At 59.0% G+C, this 17,674-nt stretch carries 18 protein-coding genes; 6 read left to right on the top strand and 12 right to left on the bottom strand.

From position 1 onward, the window contains the following. The first annotated feature begins 682 nt into the window (after positions 1-682). The 5 genes from ADB02_RS09990 (at position 683) to ADB02_RS09970 (ending at position 3,548) form a co-directional block, all read left to right on the top strand. The gene (locus ADB02_RS09990) at positions 683-1,210 is read left to right on the top strand and encodes an Asp23/Gls24 family envelope stress response protein (RefSeq protein WP_016421902.1); all 528 of its coding nucleotides are present in this window, start codon (positions 683-685) and stop codon (positions 1,208-1,210) included. Between the two features lie 65 nt (positions 1,211-1,275). After that, positions 1,276-1,473 (top strand): hypothetical protein, encoded by a 198-nt coding sequence (locus tag ADB02_RS09985; protein ID WP_016421903.1) that lies wholly within the window; start codon positions 1,276-1,278, stop codon positions 1,471-1,473. Continuing rightward, complete coding sequence (locus tag ADB02_RS09980; protein WP_049190890.1) at positions 1,470-2,558, top strand: Asp23/Gls24 family envelope stress response protein; 1,089 nt, start codon at positions 1,470-1,472, stop codon at positions 2,556-2,558. The genes ADB02_RS09985 and ADB02_RS09980 overlap by 4 nt, the downstream gene beginning before the upstream one ends. Next, positions 2,545-3,000: a hypothetical protein gene (locus tag ADB02_RS09975; RefSeq protein WP_049190887.1), complete on the top strand. Its 456-nt coding sequence runs from the start codon at positions 2,545-2,547 to the stop codon at positions 2,998-3,000. The genes ADB02_RS09980 and ADB02_RS09975 overlap by 14 nt, the downstream gene beginning before the upstream one ends. Then, entirely contained in the window at positions 2,997-3,548 is a 552-nt protein-coding gene (locus tag ADB02_RS09970) for a hypothetical protein (RefSeq protein ID WP_049190884.1), read from the top strand. The genes ADB02_RS09975 and ADB02_RS09970 overlap by 4 nt, the downstream gene beginning before the upstream one ends. 59 nt (positions 3,549-3,607) lie before the next feature. On the opposite strand, the gene ADB02_RS09965 is transcribed toward ADB02_RS09970, so the two are convergent. The 4 genes from ADB02_RS09965 to ADB02_RS09950 all read right to left on the bottom strand — a co-directional run bounded on the left by ADB02_RS09965 (position 3,608) and on the right by ADB02_RS09950 (position 7,565). Next, positions 3,608-4,186: an RNA polymerase sigma factor gene (locus ADB02_RS09965; protein ID WP_049190882.1), complete on the bottom strand. Its 579-nt coding sequence runs from the start codon at positions 4,184-4,186 to the stop codon at positions 3,608-3,610. Positions 4,187-4,294: 108 nt separating this feature from the next. After that, complete coding sequence (locus tag ADB02_RS09960) at positions 4,295-5,728, bottom strand: ABC transporter permease (RefSeq protein WP_049190879.1); 1,434 nt, start codon at positions 5,726-5,728, stop codon at positions 4,295-4,297. Then, positions 5,715-6,452, bottom strand: coding sequence for an ABC transporter ATP-binding protein (locus tag ADB02_RS09955; RefSeq protein ID WP_038627399.1), 738 nt, complete (start codon positions 6,450-6,452; stop codon positions 5,715-5,717). Before ADB02_RS09955 ends, ADB02_RS09960 begins: the two co-directional genes overlap by 14 nt. 9 nt (positions 6,453-6,461) lie before the next feature. Beyond that, positions 6,462-7,565, bottom strand: coding sequence for a hypothetical protein (locus tag ADB02_RS09950; protein ID WP_049190877.1), 1,104 nt, complete (start codon positions 7,563-7,565; stop codon positions 6,462-6,464). 361 nt (positions 7,566-7,926) lie between these two features. Here ADB02_RS09950 and ADB02_RS09945 point away from each other — a divergent pair, with 361 nt between their 5' ends. Continuing rightward, positions 7,927-9,456: a catalase gene (locus ADB02_RS09945; RefSeq protein WP_049190876.1), complete on the top strand. Its 1,530-nt coding sequence runs from the start codon at positions 7,927-7,929 to the stop codon at positions 9,454-9,456. Between the two features lie 224 nt (positions 9,457-9,680). Here the strand turns inward: ADB02_RS09945 and ADB02_RS09940 are convergent, their stop codons facing one another. The 8 genes from ADB02_RS09940 to ADB02_RS09905 all read right to left on the bottom strand — a co-directional run bounded on the left by ADB02_RS09940 (position 9,681) and on the right by ADB02_RS09905 (position 17,147). Beyond that, the gene (locus tag ADB02_RS09940; RefSeq protein ID WP_016421912.1) at positions 9,681-10,028 is read right to left on the bottom strand and encodes a hypothetical protein; all 348 of its coding nucleotides are present in this window, start codon (positions 10,026-10,028) and stop codon (positions 9,681-9,683) included. Positions 10,029-10,170: 142 nt separating this feature from the next. Beyond that, entirely contained in the window at positions 10,171-10,473 is a 303-nt protein-coding gene (locus ADB02_RS09935; protein WP_049190874.1) for a hypothetical protein, read from the bottom strand. A gap of 588 nt (positions 10,474-11,061) precedes the next feature. Then, positions 11,062-11,403 carry a monovalent cation/H(+) antiporter subunit G gene (locus ADB02_RS09930; RefSeq protein ID WP_016421914.1) on the bottom strand — a complete coding sequence of 114 codons (342 nt, stop codon included), beginning with the start codon at positions 11,401-11,403 and terminating at the stop codon, positions 11,062-11,064. Between the two features lie 24 nt (positions 11,404-11,427). Next, positions 11,428-11,718, bottom strand: coding sequence for a monovalent cation/H+ antiporter complex subunit F (locus tag ADB02_RS09925; RefSeq protein WP_005511667.1), 291 nt, complete (start codon positions 11,716-11,718; stop codon positions 11,428-11,430). Continuing rightward, positions 11,715-12,197: a Na+/H+ antiporter subunit E gene (locus tag ADB02_RS09920; RefSeq protein ID WP_049190872.1), complete on the bottom strand. Its 483-nt coding sequence runs from the start codon at positions 12,195-12,197 to the stop codon at positions 11,715-11,717. The genes ADB02_RS09925 and ADB02_RS09920 overlap by 4 nt, the downstream gene beginning before the upstream one ends. Then, complete coding sequence (locus ADB02_RS09915) at positions 12,197-13,738, bottom strand: monovalent cation/H+ antiporter subunit D family protein (RefSeq protein WP_241482459.1); 1,542 nt, start codon at positions 13,736-13,738, stop codon at positions 12,197-12,199. Before ADB02_RS09915 ends, ADB02_RS09920 begins: the two co-directional genes overlap by 1 nt. Positions 13,739-13,761: 23 nt before the next feature. Beyond that, positions 13,762-14,244: a sodium:proton antiporter gene (locus tag ADB02_RS09910; protein ID WP_049190869.1), complete on the bottom strand. Its 483-nt coding sequence runs from the start codon at positions 14,242-14,244 to the stop codon at positions 13,762-13,764. Then, positions 14,241-17,147, bottom strand: coding sequence for a DUF4040 family protein (locus tag ADB02_RS09905; protein WP_049171208.1), 2,907 nt, complete (start codon positions 17,145-17,147; stop codon positions 14,241-14,243). The genes ADB02_RS09910 and ADB02_RS09905 overlap by 4 nt, the downstream gene beginning before the upstream one ends. Between the last annotated feature and the right edge of the window lie 527 nt (positions 17,148-17,674).

The raw sequence follows: 17,674 nt of genomic DNA, 5'->3' as shown, positions 1-17,674 counted from the left end.
AGCGTCCAATCATCCCAAAGATGCGTAAAAACAAAGCTAATCTCGTCGAAAAAGATGGAACGTATGCGTGTCGGGCAGTTCATATACCCGTTTCGTATCGCGAATATAAGGAAATATATAAACCTATCAGTTAAGACAGAACCTACGCTCAAGTGATCAATCATGTGCGGTAGCGTTCTAAAAATGGGGTAGAAGAAAGGCCAACGCCCATTGGGGAGTGGGGCTAAACAGCTGCAGAGTTGCCGCTGGCGCTGTCGCCGTCGTCAAGCGCGGCAACCAAATCGCGGTGCGCACGAGTTTCGATCGTGGTCGGCATTAACACACCGCTTAAACGTGGAATCTCGCTGTAAGTTGCCACTCGTTATACAAAGTTGTCGAATTTGTTAGCAAACGGCTGGCACGTGGGGTTCGTTCGTGATGTCAGAACGGGAAATGAGAGGTCATATCCTGCCGCCAAGCAGGGATAATCTAGAAATTACAGCGCTCTCCGTGATGGCGGGGAAGAAAAGCACATCAAGTCTGTAATCCAGTTTTCTAAAAGACTTTCATAACGAAATCCCTGCTGGAGGGGCTCTCTCGCAGTCATGTACTCCTAGCCGCACTGCAGATTGCCTGTGGCGGCTATAGCATCGGCATTGTCCAGACATTTCGTCTACAACACTGAGAACAGGAACGGCACATCATGGCTGACAATGCAAAGAACACTGCTAAGAACACCCCGGCAACTCAGGCTGGCTCGGACTCCGCGAATAAGGGAACCGGCCACGGCCACACTTCTATCGACGACAGCGTCGTCTCCAAGATTGCCGGTATCGCTACCCGCGAGGTCTCCGGTGTCTATGACCTTGGCGGCGGCATGGATCGCTTCGCTGGCTCCGTCCGTGAGTTTGTTTCCGGCGGCAGCGCCAACGTATCCCAGGGAATTGCTGTTGAGGTCGGCGAGCGCCAGGCTGCAGTCGACGTCACCATCATTGCCGAGTACGGCGTTGCCATCCATGAACTGGCTGAGGCTATCCGTCAGAACGTCATTAGCTCCGTTGAGCGTATGACCGGCCTCGAGGTCACTGAAGTCAATGTCGATGTTTCCGATGTTCACACCGACTACCAGACCCCGCAGGAGCGCGAAGAAGAGGCCGCTAAGCAGCGCGAAGAGCAGCGCAAGGCCATCGCGGCTGCTAACGAGCCCAAGGAACAGCCACGCGTCCAGTAGTTGACAACTATTGCGCGTCGGAGCAGGGCAGGATGGGTAGTTAGGCCCGTATAAAGGGGAATTTCATGTTCGATAATTACACAAAGACCTTCGCGACGATTGCCGTTGTCCTGTGCTTCGCCGCAATGATTGGTGGTTTCACGGGTTTTCTTGCGGTTATTGCCTTCGGAGTTCTGGCCGGTGCAGCCGGTGCGGTACTCGATGGCAAAATCGATGCGCCCGAACTCAACCGTAAGTTCAACCGAGGAGGCCGCCGACGGTGACTATCCACGTTCCAGCAACGCGTGGCACCACCGTCGTAAGCGAAAAGGCAATCCGCCGCATCGTAGAGATGGCCGTGCGCGCGGTTCCCGGCACCCTCGACCAATCCCGTGTGCTAGGGCGCGACTATCCAATTGTCTCTATCGATAGTGCGATTGCCCCTAGTTCTGCCACGACCAATGCCGTTAGTGCAGTTCGAGTCGCAGTTCGCGCCGTTGCATCATGGCCGGCGCCGACAGCGGAAATTGCGGTGCGCATTCGTTCCAGCGTCGCAACTTGGCTCACGGACATGGCCGGTCTTGAAAATGTCACCGTCGATGTTGACATCGACAGCGTCGAACCCGGGCACGTGCGTGTCACCAGAGAGGACTTGGCGCACTTTTCGGATCACCCGCAGCTGACACCTGTCCGGGTGAATCAGCAGGCAGTAGCCGCCCCACAGGTGCGGTGGGTCCCAGAAGTGCAGTCCATCGCTGTACCGACGCCGCAGCCGGTACGCAATATTTCAGTACCGCAGCCTCAGCCAGTGCGCAGCATTACTCCGGTGGCACCGCAGCCGGTACGCAGCATTACTCCGCCGCGTCCAGAACGAGTACGCAGTGTCCCAGCGCCTGCTCCACAATCGGTGCGCTTCATCACGCCGCCGAAGCCGCAACCAGCTGTGGCTATTAAGGCACCGAAGCCGCAACCAGCCCGACGCATTGTTGCACCACCGCCGCTGCCAGTGACTCGCACCTCGGCGCCGAAGCCGGTACAGGTGCGTCGCACACCAACTCCACGGCCAATACAGCTGCGAAAAGTCGCAGCACCAAAGCCGACGTCCTTGGTGCAGGTGAGTGTCCCTCGGCAACCAAAGCTGCGTCCGGTACGAGTGCCGTCGCCACGCACAATTAGCGTTAAGGCGCCACGACCAGCGCTATTGCGGCCGGTTAAAGTGCCGCGTCCAACCCGGTTGAAACAAGTTCGCGCACCGCGACAGGAGCAGCTGCGCCCGGTATCCGTGCCACAACCACGTACCGTGGTGGTAAGCACGCCAGAGCCGCGCCCACTGAAAAAGATTGAGGTGACACCCTATGACGCCGACTGAGATGTCATCGGCCGCGGTGGTCTCGGACGAGTCAGTAGAAACTCGCCAGGGACGTGACCCGCGTCAATCACCAAAGATCCGCGGGCTGGGAGTTTTCGCCGGTCTGTTGATGATTGCAGCGGCCATAGTCGCAGGTAGAGAAGCAATCATTAGCGCCAATAGCTCAGGTGACACCTCATGGTTACAACCGGTATTCGACTGGTTCAGCAACCCACAGGGCTCAGCCGCGTCATGGGTGTTGCTCCTCGTCGGAATCCTCGCTGCAATCTATGGGCTGGGACAGCTCATAGCGGTGTTTCTTCCCGCCCCGCGCCGGTATGTACGCGTCGATGACGATGGCAACCTGCCAGTTTGGATGCATAAGTCTGACTACCAAGAAATCCAGAATGGCGCGGCACTGGCTTCCGGAACTCACGGCGGATACGAAGGTGATGACAAGTGAAAACATCAGTAAGCGTATTCGACCGAATTGTGTTGTTCCTCTTCTCAGCGCTGTTACTACTGGTAGCAACATGGGCAATTGCTAGCTACTTCGATGTCGCTCCTGCACAGTGGCTTCACGACACCGGGCGGATGGAATCCTGGGAAAAAATACCTGAGCAAAGCTGGTATGTTCCCGTCCTCGGTGTAATCACAGCGATTCTAGCGGTGGTCGGCTGCAGCTTGGTGGTCGCTAATCTGCGATCGCACCGGTTCAGCACGGTTTCCGCATCAGAATCACAGGAAAAGTTAGGAGAGATTTCGCTGCCGGTCGCCGATGTTGCCGATGCGGTGTGCACCGATTTAGAGCGCAACGCCCACATCAACCAGGCGGATTCACGGGTCTACCGGGATAATGGAATACCCACCTTGGAAGTGACTGTGGCAATGCCACCGCAGGCGAGCCTCCCCGCTGTTGTAGCTGCCCTGAAAAACGCGGAGCGTGAAATGCGTGATGCCCTCGGCCATGCGGATATCGCCTCGACCTACAAAATCGAACTGGACCGTTAGTTAGCCTCGCGGGAGAGACAACCTACAACGGCTAGCTACGTCCCCTGGCCGGAGCGGGTCTAAACAGCTGCAGAGTCGCCGCTGGCACTGTCGCCGTCGTCAAGCGCAGCAACCAAATCGCGGCGCGCACGGGCGACACGGGAGCGAATAGTGCCCACGCGACAACCTGCGATTTCCGCGGCTTCCGCGTAGGAGTAACCCAGCACCTGCGTCAGAATGAGTGCCTCGCGGCGTTCCTCCGGCAGCTGCTCCAGCAGCACGCGAGCGTCAGCGAGCTCTGACCACGACTCGCTGGTCGTAAACTGCTCGGCAGCATTTTCCACTTCCACCGCAGACTTCTTCGGGCGCGCCGAATCATGGCGGACCGAATCCACCCACACGCGCCGGGCCAGCGACAACAGCCAGGTGCGGGCAGAAGAACGCGCCGCAAAGCGGGGAAGTGCCCCCATGACACGCAGATACGTCTCCTGCGTTAAATCATCCGCAGCATCAACGCCGCCCAGATGTGCGACCAGACGCCACACGTCCTTCTGCGTCAGCCGCACAAACTCCGTCAGCGCAGCCTGATCACCGCGACCGGCTTTCAGCGCCAGCTGCGTGATGTATTCGTCATTAGAGACGAGGCGTGCAGGAGTCATGGCAATAGCTTAGCAACTTAAAACCTAAAGATAATTCGCCTGGCTGCACGTGGCCTCACCTGCAAAAAGCAGGCGGCGACGCAGCCAGGCGAACTAGGGGCTGAAGTGTTAGAAGCGGATGGCGTCGATGGGCTTGACGCGGACTGCGATGGTGGCCGGGATAATACCCGCCAGCGCGCCCACGAACGTCGCGACCAACACGCCGATTACAGCGGCCGTGACGGGGTAGGCCACGGCGCCCGTCTCCAGCGGCAACGCCAGCATCTTATCCAGCGGCAGCTGCTTGACCGTGATGATCGATGCAATCACGCCAACCACGCCCGCCACCGTCGTGGCGACAATCGACTCCAAGAACACAGAGATAAAAATCCGGCCTGCCGACGCGCCCATTGCGCGACGAATACCAATCTCACGGACACGGTGGCCAATGGTGACAATCGAGACTGTGAGCAGCCCCAACGCGCCAAGCGCGATCACGATGCCGCCGATAATGCCCAGCGCAGTGGTGATGGTGTTATTCATCTCCTGGGAAATCTCCGTGTCCTTCTCCGACAGGGAGGTATTCACCTTCCAGCTGGGGCCGAGCTCCGCCTGGAAAATATTGTGCAGCGCCTTCTGGTTCTCCTTCGCGGACTCCTCAGGCGTAGCGACGAGAAGTTGCGGCTCACCCACCGGCCCCTCGTAGCCGGCATTGAGGAAAGAATCGTAGTGCGTGACAATGCTCGGGGCGTCCCACGATCCGAGGGACTTATACACTCCCACCACGGTGAAAGTGGTGTTGCCGGTTTCCTTCAAGGTGAAGGTTGGATGGTCGGCTAGTGCTGGGTTTCCCAGGCTTTCGTAGAATTGGTCGTTGACCACCACGGGGTTCATCAAGCGCTGGCCATCGGCATCTTCAAGGCGACGTCCCTGCACGATGGTGCGGGCGTAGATATCGAACCAGCCCGGGTCAGCGGCGATCAGCTCGGGGGTGCCTGGCGAAAAACACTCGTAATCATCCGGTGCGCAGTCATCCATATTGTGCTCAGGTGTGGCTGGCTGCATGCGAACTCGCGACCACAAGTTGGCATGGGTGGTCTCTACCAGGCGATGCGTGGCAGCGGAAAAAGCGTCGTTGATGGACCCGTCCGGATTGATGACGCTCAAATCGTCCGGTCCGTTTCCGCCGACGCCCGCGCCGCCGAAGCTGCCGAAGCTATCGGCCATTGTGCCGGCGCTGCTGTCACCGCCGAAGCCGCCATCGCCGAAGTCTCCACTATCCTCAGAACCGGAACTACCCGCTCCGGCAGTCAACGTGACCGTGCCGGCGATACCCGTGCTCTGCGCGGTTACCGCATCCTGAGAGCTGGTGAGAATATTGCCAAGCGCAATGACTGTGGTCATCGCCCACACTGCGGCGGCCACACTGACCAGCGACAGCATGATGCGGCCACGGTTAATGCGCAGCTCATGCCACGCTTCCAGCAGAGCGCCGAGATAAGGCGTTGCTGCATAGAGGAAGGAAGGCCGTGACTTCGATTCTGTTTCTTTATTCGTCGTCATCAGCAACCTCCTCGAAGCCGTGCATAGCGTTGGCGGCAGATAGCAGGACGGAGTCGGCGTGCAACTGACCGTCGCGAAGCTCAAGTGCCCGATCGCCGCGCTCGGCGACCTCTAAATCGTGCGTAATCACAATCAGCGCAGCATTGTTTTCCGTGGCGACTTCTTCGAGCAGATCCATGACGATCTTGCCGGTGTCGACGTCGAGCGCACCAGTGGGCTCATCGGCAAGAATGAGCTGCGGTTGGCGCACGAGCGCACGGGCAATCGCCACACGCTGCTGTTCACCACCGGAAAGCTGCGAGGGCGTGGCCTCTAGACGATCGCCCAGACCGACGCGCTCCAGCATCGCGGCGGCGAGCTCGGTGCGATTCCAGAACTTCTCGCCCCGGTCGTACATCAGCGGAACCTCAACGTTTTCCAGCGTGGTGCGGGAAGGGAAGAGGTTGAACTGCTGGAAGACAAATCCTAAATTATCGCCCCGGAGCGCAGCGCGTTTCCTATCCGACAAGGTGGAAATATCAGTGCCGTCGAACGTGTACGTGCCGGAATCCGGCAAATCGAGCATGCCAATGATGTTCAGCAGCGTTGACTTACCCGAACCGGACTGGCCGACAATGCTGAGGTGCTCGCCGCGGGGCACTTCGAGGTCGATGCCTTTCAAAATAGGCAGCTCCTCGCCGTTGGGGAGCGTCACTGTTCGAGTGACTGCGGTCAAACTAAGCATGGCGCGGGCCTACTTTTCAGAGCCAGCGTCATCGCCGGACTCATCGAAGCCGGTGTCGCTGCCATCACCAGCGCCAGTGCCGGTGTCAGTGTCGTCGCCGGCGGAATCGTCCTTGTAGGAAGGCGCGTACTCCAAAACCTGCTGGCCTTCCTTCAGGCCGCGCTTGATCTCAATGAAAGTGCCATCGTTGGCGCCGAGCTCAACCTTGATTTTGGTGGGCTTGCCGCCATCCTTAGCCGGAGCGTAGACAACACCTTCGCGGAAGCGTCCCTCCACAGCGGTCACCGGCAGCGCCGGGACCTCGGAGGTGGTGCCGCTGCCGAGAATCAGCGTGGCAGGAACACCTTCGTAGACGGTCTGATCTGCGGGAATGTCACAGCGCAGCTGTGGGCCGCCCGAGGAACTCCCCGCAGCGGCGGCACCCATGCCAGCACCCTCTCCGGCGCCGGTGTTCTGCGAGCCCGTGCCACTTCCCGTGACAGTCTTCACCGAATCACACAAAAACGGTGCCGGGCCATCGGTGATGGCGAGGCGGCCATTGTTAATCGAGTCTCCCAGCGTGTACAGCTGGCTCGGCTTAATAGGTGCTACGGCGTGGAAGCTGTTCGGCGAAATCGTGCCAATCTCCTGGCCGATCTCAACCGTCTGGCCGATGACGATATCCCACTGCACAGTGCCAGAGGCCTTAGCGGTGATGTTTCCCCAGGTCACGGTAGTTTCGGGTGCGGCGGCTGCGGCGCCTTCTTCATCGGAATCCGCGCCGCCGGAGGTGCTGGCAGTCTCAGATACCGAGGTCTTCTTCACCTGAAGCAGGTTTTGCCCCTCTACGGCGTTGCCGCCGCTGTTGACATAGGCGTCAGTGATTTCACCGGAAGCGTTGGCGCGGATTACGGTGGGCTCGTCCGGGACGATGGTGGCAGACAGCTTCTGCGTGTTATTGATTCGCTGAGGGGATAGCTCCGTGGTGGGTTGGGAGAAATCACCGGTTGCTTGCGCAAAGTCCTCGTCGTTAGCGGGGAAGAATGCGATCTTGAGAAGCGCAATGGTCGCCAGCAACGCCAGCGTGTACTTGAAGATTGTGAGCGCTTTTGCGCCCCTCCCTTGTTTTTTCATGTCTGCAGAAGTATCCGATCAGAATCCAAATTGACAGCGTGGTACGCGTGAAATCCTACCCTTAACCTCCGCGGGCAGTGGTAGTGCTGGCTATACCTTTTGTTCAGTGCTGATAGGTATTGCATGAAAGCGCGGTAAGTGCTTTTCGACGGCCATCGCGTGTGGTTTTCGCGGAGGGAATTTTGCCCTTTTTAGGGCCGAGTGTTTGCGGCTGATACAGCGAACCTAATCGGACTAATAATTAAGGACACATATCAATCTCCAGTGACTAATAGGAAAAATATGAAACTTCGTGTAGGGTGGAAAACGTCAGGGCATGTTGTGACTGCCATCTAGCCCCTGTCTTTAGGAGGAAATCCCCATGTCCAATCTCTATGAAGGTTCCAATGGTCCGACCACTCGCCTCAACGGTGCGCCGGTTCCTACAGAGCAGCACTCGCTAACCAATGGCCCGCAGGGAGGTATTAACCTCCACGACATCCACCTGCTGGAAAAGCTCGCGCACTTCAACCGCGAGCGCATTCCGGAGCGCGTTGTTCACGCTAAGGGTGCAGGTGCTTTCGGTGAACTGACCATCACCGAGGATGTCTCCAAGTACACCAAGGCTGCAGTATTCCAGCCGAACACGGTCACGCCGATGCTGGCGCGATTCTCCACTGTCGCAGGTGAGCAGGGCTCCCCGGATGGCTGGCGTGACGTGCGCGGCTTTGCACTGAAGTTCTACACCGAAGAGGGCAACCTCGATATCGTGGGCAACAACACGCCAGTGTTCTTCATCCGCGATGGCATTAAGTTCCCGGACTTCATCCACTCTCAGAAGCGCCTGCCGGACACAGGTTTGCGCGACGCCAATATGCAGTGGGATTTCTGGACTGCCTCTCCGGAGTCCGCTCACCAGGTCACTTACTTGATGGGTGACCGCGGTATTCCGAAGGACTTCCGTCATATGGATGGCTTCGGTTCTCACACCTATCAGTGGATTAACGCTGAAGGGGAGCGTTTTTGGGTTAAGTACCACTTTAAGACTCGCCAGGGCTGGGAGTTCCTGACGGATGATGAAGCCGCCGAGCTGGTTGGCGAAAACACCGACCACGCTCGCCAGGATCTCTTCGAGGCGATTGAGCGCGGCGACTACCCAACCTGGGACGTCAAGGTGCAGATCATGCCTTACGACGAGGCCGCCAGCTACAAGGTGAACCCGTTCGACCTGACCAAGACCTGGTCTCAGAAGGACTACCCGCTGATTCCGGTCGGCCACTTCACTCTGAACCGCAATCCGGGCAACTTCTTTGCTGAGGTTGAGCAGGCCGCTTTCGCACCGTCGAATACGGTCCCGGGTGTCGGCTTCTCGCCGGACAAGATGCTGCTGGCGCGTGTGTTCTCCTACGCTGATGCGCACCGCTACCGTCTTGGCGTCAACAGCGATCAGCTGCCGGTGAACCAGTCTCGCTGCCCAGTGAATTCCTTCTCGCAGGATGGTGCGGCCACGTACTACTACTCGGATCCGAAGTTGCCGGTTCACGGCTCCAACGCCACTGCTCGCGGTCCGGAGGCCGATACTGCGGCTGCAGCTAAGGCTGCTGGTTGCCCAGTGCGCTCCGGTCACGCCGGCCAGGTCGATGCTGGTGCCTTTGGTCAGTGGGAGAGCGTGGGCGAAGAGTTCTACGCTGGCGCCTACGTGCAGCACCCTGAGGATGATGACTTCTCGCAGCCAGGCGACCTTGTTCGCAACGTGATGGACGATACCGAGCGCGATCGCTTGGCAAACAACATCGTCGGTGCCATGCAGGGTGTCTCCCCAGAGGTGGAGCAGCGTGTCTACCAGTACTGGACCAACGTTGATTCTTGGCTCGGTGCCGAGGTGGAAAAGCGCTTCAAGGCAACGAAGTAAAGCAACCGCGTGGGGCTGTGCAGTAAAACCGCAGAGTAGAGCTGCGCAGTCACGCGGTAGGTCACAGTAAATAGAAAAGCGTTGGCCCTGCAGATGGTCAAACCATCTGCAGGGCCAACGCTTTATTTAAAACTTCTGTCTGTGCATGACAGCCACGGCTTTGTGGTTGCCTGCACGCCGGCCCGGTTTGGGCGGCTAAGGAACAACCCTAAGTGTGAGCTGTTTTAGGCACCGATGCCCGGCAGGCTCGGGGAGCCGTTGAAAAGCGACTTCGGAGCAGCTGCAGCCTCGTCAGCCTCTTCGGCGGACTCGGACACCTCTCGGCCCTGTTCGGCAGCGTCGGAGACACTATCAGCCTCAACGCCGGAGACGTGGGTGGAGTTGTCATTGTGAGTGGACTGATCGTTCGTGATGTTGATGTCCATGAAGTCGCGGCCGAACGGAGCGTTCCAGTCACCGGTTTCCAGGAGGGTCAGATCACCATCGATGGTCGGGTTAATCTCGAAGGTGACGTTGACGGTCGGGCCGGAAGGCATTGCTTCCAGAACCTCAACGATAGGAGTGACGTCCATTTTTGGTGTTCCTTTTAGACAGTAACGAAATGAAGAATATCGGTTTTAACTGAACAATAAACCGCAGTCTTTTTTAGAGACTCGCGGTTTATTGTGTCAAGGATTGGCGGAGCTATTGTCCTGCCATGAAGCCCGGGGTTTACTAGCCGTTGGCCAGGCCAGAGATGGTCGGGTTCAGGAAGTCGAAGTCCTTGGACTTGTCGACGGTGGTCTCCGGGTTCAGGAAGTCGGAAACCTCGACGTCGTGGGAGTCGTGGGTGGAGTGGTCGTCGGTGACGGAGATGTCCAGGAAGTCGTTACCGAACGGCAGGTTCAGGTCGCCACCGACGTTAGCGAAGTTGACGTCGTTGCCAGCCAGCTGCTCGAAAGCCGGCAGCGGGCTCTCGACGGTGACGGCCGGAAGGGCTTCGAGGATGGTTGCGATATCTTCTGCGGAGCAGGACATGAGAAAATCCTTAGGTTCTCGGGGGTAAAGATTTTGAGTCGCTCTTGGCGAACTCACAGAAATTAAGTTAACCGATGGGGCAAGGGGCTGCAATGAAAAAATAAGTGCCTCAATCCGCTTTCGGTCGGTTGCGTCCCTCAAAGCTCGCTCAAATTCGCCTAAAAACATTGGAAAGAGGGCGGTTTTGTGGTGTCTGTGACGACTCCGGCCTCTGCCTGAATATCGGATGACAAAAGCGTTGTTTTCTTAAAATTTACCGGAATTGCATTGATTGTTTTGTTCTTGGTGTCACAAAGGTGCAGGCAAACGGCAAATTCGTCACAAATGATAACTAAGGGTTCCCTAAGTAAGGGAAACCAAAGTTTGGTTAACGGCAAAAACTGCCGCTCAATTTAGGGGCATAAACGGGGTTAACGAGCGGGCCATAGCCCATGAGAGGTACATCACATTGTGGGGGGCCAAAAGTGTGGGGAAATATACCCCCTTTTGGGTAGGCCGGGTGGCCTAAAGGGGGTGTCGGAGCGCGCTGAGGGGTCGCTGTGAAACTGGCCGCTAACGGTGTGTTCAGGACGTTTCCCGTGCCGCTAGCTACCGCTCCGGCACGTAGTCCTCAGCGGAGCCATCACGGGCACCCAGCACCGCGCGTCCAAGTACCTCGGAGGCGACAGTAGCGACGACCAGGACAGCAACAATGGCCAGAATGGCGGTGAGGGTTTTGCCCCACGTCAAATCGCCCTGGTCGGCCTCTAGGACCAAGTTGGCAATCACCAGTGCGGGGATGCCCACCATGATTCCGGCTGAAAGCTGGTTCAACCGGCTCAAGGCATCTTTAGAGCGCCACATGGCCACGCCCGCCAGGAGCAGGTACAAAGATCCGCCAATGACCAGCACGGCAAACAATATAGTTACAAGAATTGAAGCGATACTCATATTGCGATTCGTCCTTAATCGGTCTTAGCGGCGGCCACGGGAAATAACTCGGGCCAGGCCCACGGTCGACAAAATGCCAAGCAGACCCGCCAGCATTGCAATATCGAAAGTGATGGCCGTAGTCCGCAGCATGGCAGTTGTGAGGAACACTCCCACCATGGGGTAGAAGGCAGCGTCGGAAAGCACTGCGCGTGAGACATTGCCCTTGACCCGGAAGATCAGCACCACTCCCACAAGCAGCGCCACTGAACATAGAGCAATGCCAATGCCACTGATTACCTGTACTGCGGTGGGATCGATCAATGTGTCATTCATGAGTGTGCTCCTTTGTCTTCGCCTTTGGAGGCAATGCCATCCGGCAGCGGCAGACCATGGTCGACCTCAGCGGCAACGCCGACGACGGCATCCGGGTCAATGAACTTGCCCGCGCTGTACTCCTCGAAGACGAACGCCTTCGGGCGGGGGACATCGCGGAGGCTGGGAACGAGGTGCTCCTCCATGTCGTAGAGGGAGTCGTACAGCGCGTCCAGGTCGGCACCGAAGATTGCGTGGATGATGAACAACCGTCCCACATCGGTCTCACGGACACCGCAGACCAGCGTGCCCGGGGTCATGGTGATGGACTCGGCAAAGAGAGTGACCTCAAGGTCAGTCTCCACACGCAGCGGCAGCCCAATGAGCACCGGCTGCTGCTTCTGGTGCGGGCGCAGCGTATCACGCACCACGTCCGTCGCAGCCACAACAACCTGCCAGACCAGCCAGAGGGAATAGCGGATAACATGCAGGAACTTCATCAGTAAATACCTCCGATGGCGTTTTCAACCCCGCCGAGTGTGGCCTCGCGGTAGCCATCAATATTCAGCAGCGCATCAGCCGCGCCGGTGGTCGCCCAAGTGACGGCACCGACCGCGACGAACATGGCCACGGAAACAATTGCCAGCATGGCGGACGGCGCAACCAGCGCGCCCGGAACGCGAACGGAATCATCCACGCCCTGCATGGGTCGGCCCCAGAAGACCGCGCGCCACAGGCGAATCATGGCCAGCAGCGAGCCCAGTGAGGCAACGATGATTGCGGTGATCGCAACAATCGAGCGAGCATCGCCAGTGGCGGCAGAGGCAAAGACAATGCCCACCTTGCCCCACACGCCGGAAAACGGTGGGAAGCCCACAATGGAGAAGCTCATTGCCGCCATCACCCAGGCAACCGCTTGGTCGCGGCGAGCAAGCCCCGAAAGCCTAGAGAGCGTACCCGTACCGTAGGTCTCTTCCACCGCGCCGGAGCCCAGAATGAGGGCGCCGACAGTCACCATGTGGTGGATTGCGTAGAAAATACCCGCAGCCAGGGCAGCCTTGGCGCTGCCCCCGTCGTTAGCGTCCGTGAACGCCAACACGATCAGAATGAACGGCATACCCGTGACCATCTGGTAGGCCAGCACCTCACGCATGGTGTTCTCCGCGAGACCAGCAAACGCGCCGACCAGCATCGAGATCGCCATGATGATAATGATCGGCCAGTGCCAGGAGGGATTCATGCCCACAATCACGACGTAAATGCGGAAGAGCATGTACACCGCAACCTTCGTGTGCACCGCAGAGAACAGTGCCATCACCGCAGGGCTTGTCGACGGGTACGTCCTCGGCAGCCATGTGTGCGCCGGAACCAAACCCGCCTTCACACACAGCGCAATGATGACAATGCCCAGCGCGACCACACCCGTGCCGCCGGGGCCGCCCTCGCTGGCCATGTTGGCCAGCATTGCGATGTTCACATTACCCGCCGAGCCGTAAATCAGCGCGACACCAATCAGCAGCACCGTGGAGGTCAAGAGGTTGACCAGCACGAAGTTACGGCCAGCAGCCAGGCGGTGCCAGGTACCGGTTACCGCGATCAGGCCATAAGACGGCAGCAGCATGACCTCCATGAACACGAAGAAGTTGAACAAATCGGCAGTTAGGAAAGCGCCCGACATACCGGACAACATCATCAGCGTCAGGGAGGGGAAGAACCGCGAAGTGTTTTCGCCCGCGACGTGGGCGAACCAGTTACCGATGGCAACCACAGCCGCGGCCACACCCAGCATCAGCATGGAGAACGTGTCCGCCAAGAAAGGAATCGAGATACCACCGGGGAACGCGCCCACACCGTGGCCGACCGGGCCGTTGTCAGCGACGTAGAACATCACCCAAAACGCAGCCAGCGACGATAGTGCCGGAACGGCGATGCCCATCGTCGCACGCATCCACAGCTTCGGCAGGATGGCTGCGACCGCCGACAGAATCAGCGGCAGTGCCGCAAACAGCGGCAGTAGCGAAGACAGAGTTGAAGGAGACATTGCAGAGGTCATTGCAGAGGCTTCTACCATTTCTCGTCACCGCCGAATGGGGTCTCGCGCGGGAACTTATTCGGAGCCGGAGAGACCCCTGGGGTGCCGGTGACTGTGGAGTCCGAGTCAGCCGGAATGTGCTTACCTGTACGACGGCCAGCGGTCGACAGCTGTCGCATGGCCTCGCGGTCCTCATGGATACGAGTGTCGTCATCGCGGCCCAAACCAGACAGAGCCAGCATGAACGCGGTGACGGCCATGGTAATCACGATGGCCGTCAGCACGAATGCCTGCGGCAGCGGGTCAGCCATCTGCTCAGCAGCGCCAGCGCCCGCAGTGGCTTCGTTGCCCAGCAGTGGCTCGCCGCGCCAGGCACCGACACCCGTGGACAAAATAATCAGGTTGGCGGCATGCGAAATCAGAGTCATACCGATAATGGTGCGCAGCATGCCGCGCTGTAGCACCAGGTACGTGCCACCGCCTGCGAGGACGGCAGCCATGATGGCGATAATCACTTCTTGGCCTCCTCAACGGTGGCATGAGCTGGGGCGGGGGCTGGAGCGCTCTCCGCTTCTGAGGCGAACACGCCCATCTCCGGCGGCACCCGCAAGCTTGAGCGGTCTGAGTAGAGATCCTGCATCACATCGTCCGACCCGGTCACACCAGGACGGTTCGGGCCGCCCAGGAGATTCAGCGCGGTTGCCACAATGCCGATGACGGCCAGGTACACGCCGACGTCGAAAAGCAATGCCGTGGTGAGGTGCTGACCCAGGAACTCGCCGTACAGCGGTGCCAAGAACGACCCCTTGGCGAAACCGATGAAGCCCGTGCCGATAGCCGTGATGACACCCGCAGCGCTGAGCACTGCCGGGATCTTCTCGCCAAAGACCAGCTCGTCGCGGTCCTTGGACAGGTAAATCAGCATGACGGCAGCGGCGCCAATCAGCGCCGCGTTGAAGCCGCCGCCCGGAGCGGTACCGCCGCGGTAGAGAACCACAGCGGACAGGGCGAACAGAAGCGGAGCCAACCAGCGGACCAGCCAACGCATCATGATGGAGTTCAGAGCGGGCTCCGCAAGCGGGGAAGGCTGATCGAGCAGGTGCGGGAAGCGAGGCATAGACGTGACAACCGCCGCCATCGCGACACCCGCCATACCGAGAACCGCCAGCTCACCCATGGTATCGAAAGCACGGAACTCAACCAGGATCACGTTGACAATGTTGGTCTCGCCCGTGACCTTCTCAGTGTTATCGATGTACCACTGCGCGACCTCAGGCATCTGACGACGGCCAGTGAGGAACCACACCGCGCCGAACGTAGCCAAGCCCACGGCAACTGCCACAACCGCCGCCGAGGCACGGCGGTTCTTCGAGGTCTCAGAGAACGCACGCGGCTGGAAGCGCAGCACCAGCATCATCAGCACGACAGTCAGGATTTCCACCATGAACTGCGTCAATGCCACATCCGGTGCGCCCAGCAGGAGAATCTGCAGCGTGACACCAACACCGGTGACGCCGAGCAGCACAGCCGCCTGCAAACGGTTCTTCGCCCGAAGCGTGGCCCACACACCAATCACGACAACAACCAGCGGAATCAGATCGGTCAGGTGATCGATGCCGTCGATCTTCGGCAGCACCGGAGCGCCCCCGACACCCGGAGCGATCGCAATAACCAGGGCGTACACCGCGAGCAAACCAAGCAGCGGCAACAGGTGACGCGATGGCTGATGCGAACGCGCCACCTTGCCCATCGCGCGCCCCACACGCTGCGAGACGCTCAGCGACGCGTTGATTGCCTCCACACCAGTGAACGGGAAGAGCTTGCGGTCTGCCATGACGGCGCCTACGCGGGCACGAGTGAAGATGAAGCCCACGCCGACAGCCAGCACAATCACAGAGATAATCAGCGGCACATTCACGCCGTGCCACAGGCTCAAGTGCGATTCCTGAGTCGTGCCAGCCGGAAGCTGACCGACCGTATCGGCCACGCGGTCCAGCGGGCGGTTAAGAATCGCACCGGCAGCGAAGGCGGCTGGAAGGCTAAGCACGCCAGGGATGGCAGCCGGGAGCCACAGCGAAATTGGAGCCTCAGTGATGTGGTCCACGTTGCGCGGACCATCCACAAACGCACCGAACACCAAACGTGCCGAGTACGCGAAAGTACCAATCGCACCAATCGCCGCCACCGTCAGCAGAATGACGACACCGGTGTTGCTGAGCGGCGCACCTTCGAATGCGGTCAGCATGCCTTCCTTCGACATGAAGCCGAAGAACGGCGGAATTGCCGCCATCGATGCCGCACCGAAAATCATCGAGCCAAAGCTCCACGGCATCTGCTTCCACAGCGGACCGAGGCGACGAATATCGCGCGTGCCTGCCTGGTGATCAACCACACCAGCCATCATGAACAGCGAAGACTTAAACATCGCGTGCGCAATGGTGTGCACAACCGCAGCCATAATCGCGAACTTCGTGCCCACACCAATCGTGGCGACAATCCAACCCAACTGCGAGACCGTCGAGTACGCAATCAGCTTCTTCAGGTCAGTCTGCTGCAGCGCAAAGTAGGCCGTGGCAACAGCCGTCCACATACCCATGACGATCAGCAGCAACTGCCACACGCGCACGTCCGCGAAGACCGTGGAAAAACGCATCAGCAGGTAAACGCCTGCCTTGACGACGGCCGCAGCGTGCAAGAAAGCCGAGACGGGAGTTGCCGCCGCCATGGCCTCTGGAAGCCAGGCGTGGAAGGGGAACTGAGCTGCCTTCGTGAAAGCGCCCAGGGCCACCAGCGCGGCAATGAGGCTGCGCGCTGCCGGGTTGGCCTCCCACTCAGGCGAAGCCAAAACCTCGGTGAGATTCGTGGAACCGGTTAGCCACACCGCACCGCCGAGGGCGGCCAGAAGCAGCAGGCCACCGGTGAAGGTCAGCAGGAGTGTGCGCAACGAGCCCAGCTCGCCCGACGAGCCCGACCTCGCAATGAGCAGGAACGACGCCATCGAGACCAGTTCCCACCCGATGAAGAGGAGCATGATGTCGTCGGCAAGCACGAGGAGCAAAACCGCCAGCATGAACGCCGTCATCAGGACGTAGAAGCTCATCGCGGATTTCTTCGGCGGCAAATACGCGGTGGAGTAGATGAAGACTATCGAGCCCACCAACAGCGCCAAGAAGCTGAACACCATGGAGAGGGGATCGAGCTTCAGCGCAAACGCCGCGTTCAGTTCCGGGGACCAGACGCGGGACCAGGTGAAGGTGGTGCCGTCGAGAATATCGCCCGTTACACGCGAAAGCTGGACCACCGACGCGAGAAAAAACGCGACGATGGGCCAGCCTGCGTGACGACCAAGGAGCTTCACAAACAGCGGGGTCAGCGCCAGGGCAACCGCGACCAACAGCGGGACCGAAAGGAGGGTCAGGCTGTTGGTGGAGGTTTGGGCAGCTTGGGCTGCTTGGGCTGCTTGAGCTGCGAGCGTTGTTGCGTGCTCTGCGGAGCTGCTTGCTTGGGCGGTAATCGTTGCCGGGGCAGAAAGAACGGAATCTAAAGAATTCAATGTTGCCGATACGCCGCCGGACGCAAACTCAGAAGCCAATGTCTGGTCTGGTGGTGCGGTCGCCGACGGCGGACTGGCTGTAAAGGAGCTGGCTGATGCCAGAGCTGCTGCCAGGTGCGTCACTTGGGGGCTACTTTCACATTGCTGTTAAAAAGGTTCGTACTTCTACAGACTAACAGCCACGAAATTGCTTCACGCGGGGTGAAAGGGGCATTTGGGGGAGCGGGGAAAGTCTCTGTGGATCCAGTAGTGAAAATACATAGGAACGAGTGATGAACGGGGCGTCGGTGGGAGTTACTGACTGCGTTTATGTCTGGTGACGTTGGATTGATCCGAGTTACTGACTAGGTTTATGACAAAAATGGCCCGAAAAATGGCTTGAAAGTGTCATA

This window comes from Corynebacterium sp. 212_CJEI (assembly GCF_001055915.1).
Classification (GTDB): domain Bacteria; phylum Actinomycetota; class Actinomycetes; order Mycobacteriales; family Mycobacteriaceae; genus Corynebacterium; species Corynebacterium jeikeium_D.
The sequence above is the reverse complement of the archived record's forward strand: the minus strand, read 5'-3'. Positions and strand labels throughout refer to the sequence as shown.

What these genes read in the sequence shown, in the direction of transcription:
- ADB02_RS09990 (WP_016421902.1), top strand. Translation starts at nt 683, where the DNA reads ATGGCTGACAATGCAAAGAACACTGCTAAGAACACCCCGGCAACTCAG.
- ADB02_RS09985 (WP_016421903.1), top strand. Translation starts at nt 1,276, where the DNA reads ATGTTCGATAATTACACAAAGACCTTCGCGACGATTGCCGTTGTCCTG.
- ADB02_RS09975 (WP_049190887.1), top strand. Translation starts at nt 2,545, where the DNA reads ATGACGCCGACTGAGATGTCATCGGCCGCGGTGGTCTCGGACGAGTCA.
- ADB02_RS09965 (WP_049190882.1), bottom strand. Translation starts at nt 4,186, where the DNA reads ATGACTCCTGCACGCCTCGTCTCTAATGACGAATACATCACGCAGCTG.
- ADB02_RS09960 (WP_049190879.1), bottom strand. Translation starts at nt 5,728, where the DNA reads ATGACGACGAATAAAGAAACAGAATCGAAGTCACGGCCTTCCTTCCTC.
- ADB02_RS09955 (WP_038627399.1), bottom strand. Translation starts at nt 6,452, where the DNA reads ATGCTTAGTTTGACCGCAGTCACTCGAACAGTGACGCTCCCCAACGGC.
- ADB02_RS09950 (WP_049190877.1), bottom strand. Translation starts at nt 7,565, where the DNA reads ATGAAAAAACAAGGGAGGGGCGCAAAAGCGCTCACAATCTTCAAGTAC.
- ADB02_RS09945 (WP_049190876.1), top strand. Translation starts at nt 7,927, where the DNA reads ATGTCCAATCTCTATGAAGGTTCCAATGGTCCGACCACTCGCCTCAAC.
- ADB02_RS09940 (WP_016421912.1), bottom strand. Translation starts at nt 10,028, where the DNA reads ATGGACGTCACTCCTATCGTTGAGGTTCTGGAAGCAATGCCTTCCGGC.
- ADB02_RS09935 (WP_049190874.1), bottom strand. Translation starts at nt 10,473, where the DNA reads ATGTCCTGCTCCGCAGAAGATATCGCAACCATCCTCGAAGCCCTTCCG.
- ADB02_RS09930 (WP_016421914.1), bottom strand. Translation starts at nt 11,403, where the DNA reads ATGAGTATCGCTTCAATTCTTGTAACTATATTGTTTGCCGTGCTGGTC.
- ADB02_RS09925 (WP_005511667.1), bottom strand. Translation starts at nt 11,718, where the DNA reads ATGAATGACACATTGATCGATCCCACCGCAGTACAGGTAATCAGTGGC.
- ADB02_RS09920 (WP_049190872.1), bottom strand. Translation starts at nt 12,197, where the DNA reads ATGAAGTTCCTGCATGTTATCCGCTATTCCCTCTGGCTGGTCTGGCAG.
- ADB02_RS09915 (WP_241482459.1), bottom strand. Translation starts at nt 13,738, where the DNA reads ATGTCTCCTTCAACTCTGTCTTCGCTACTGCCGCTGTTTGCGGCACTG.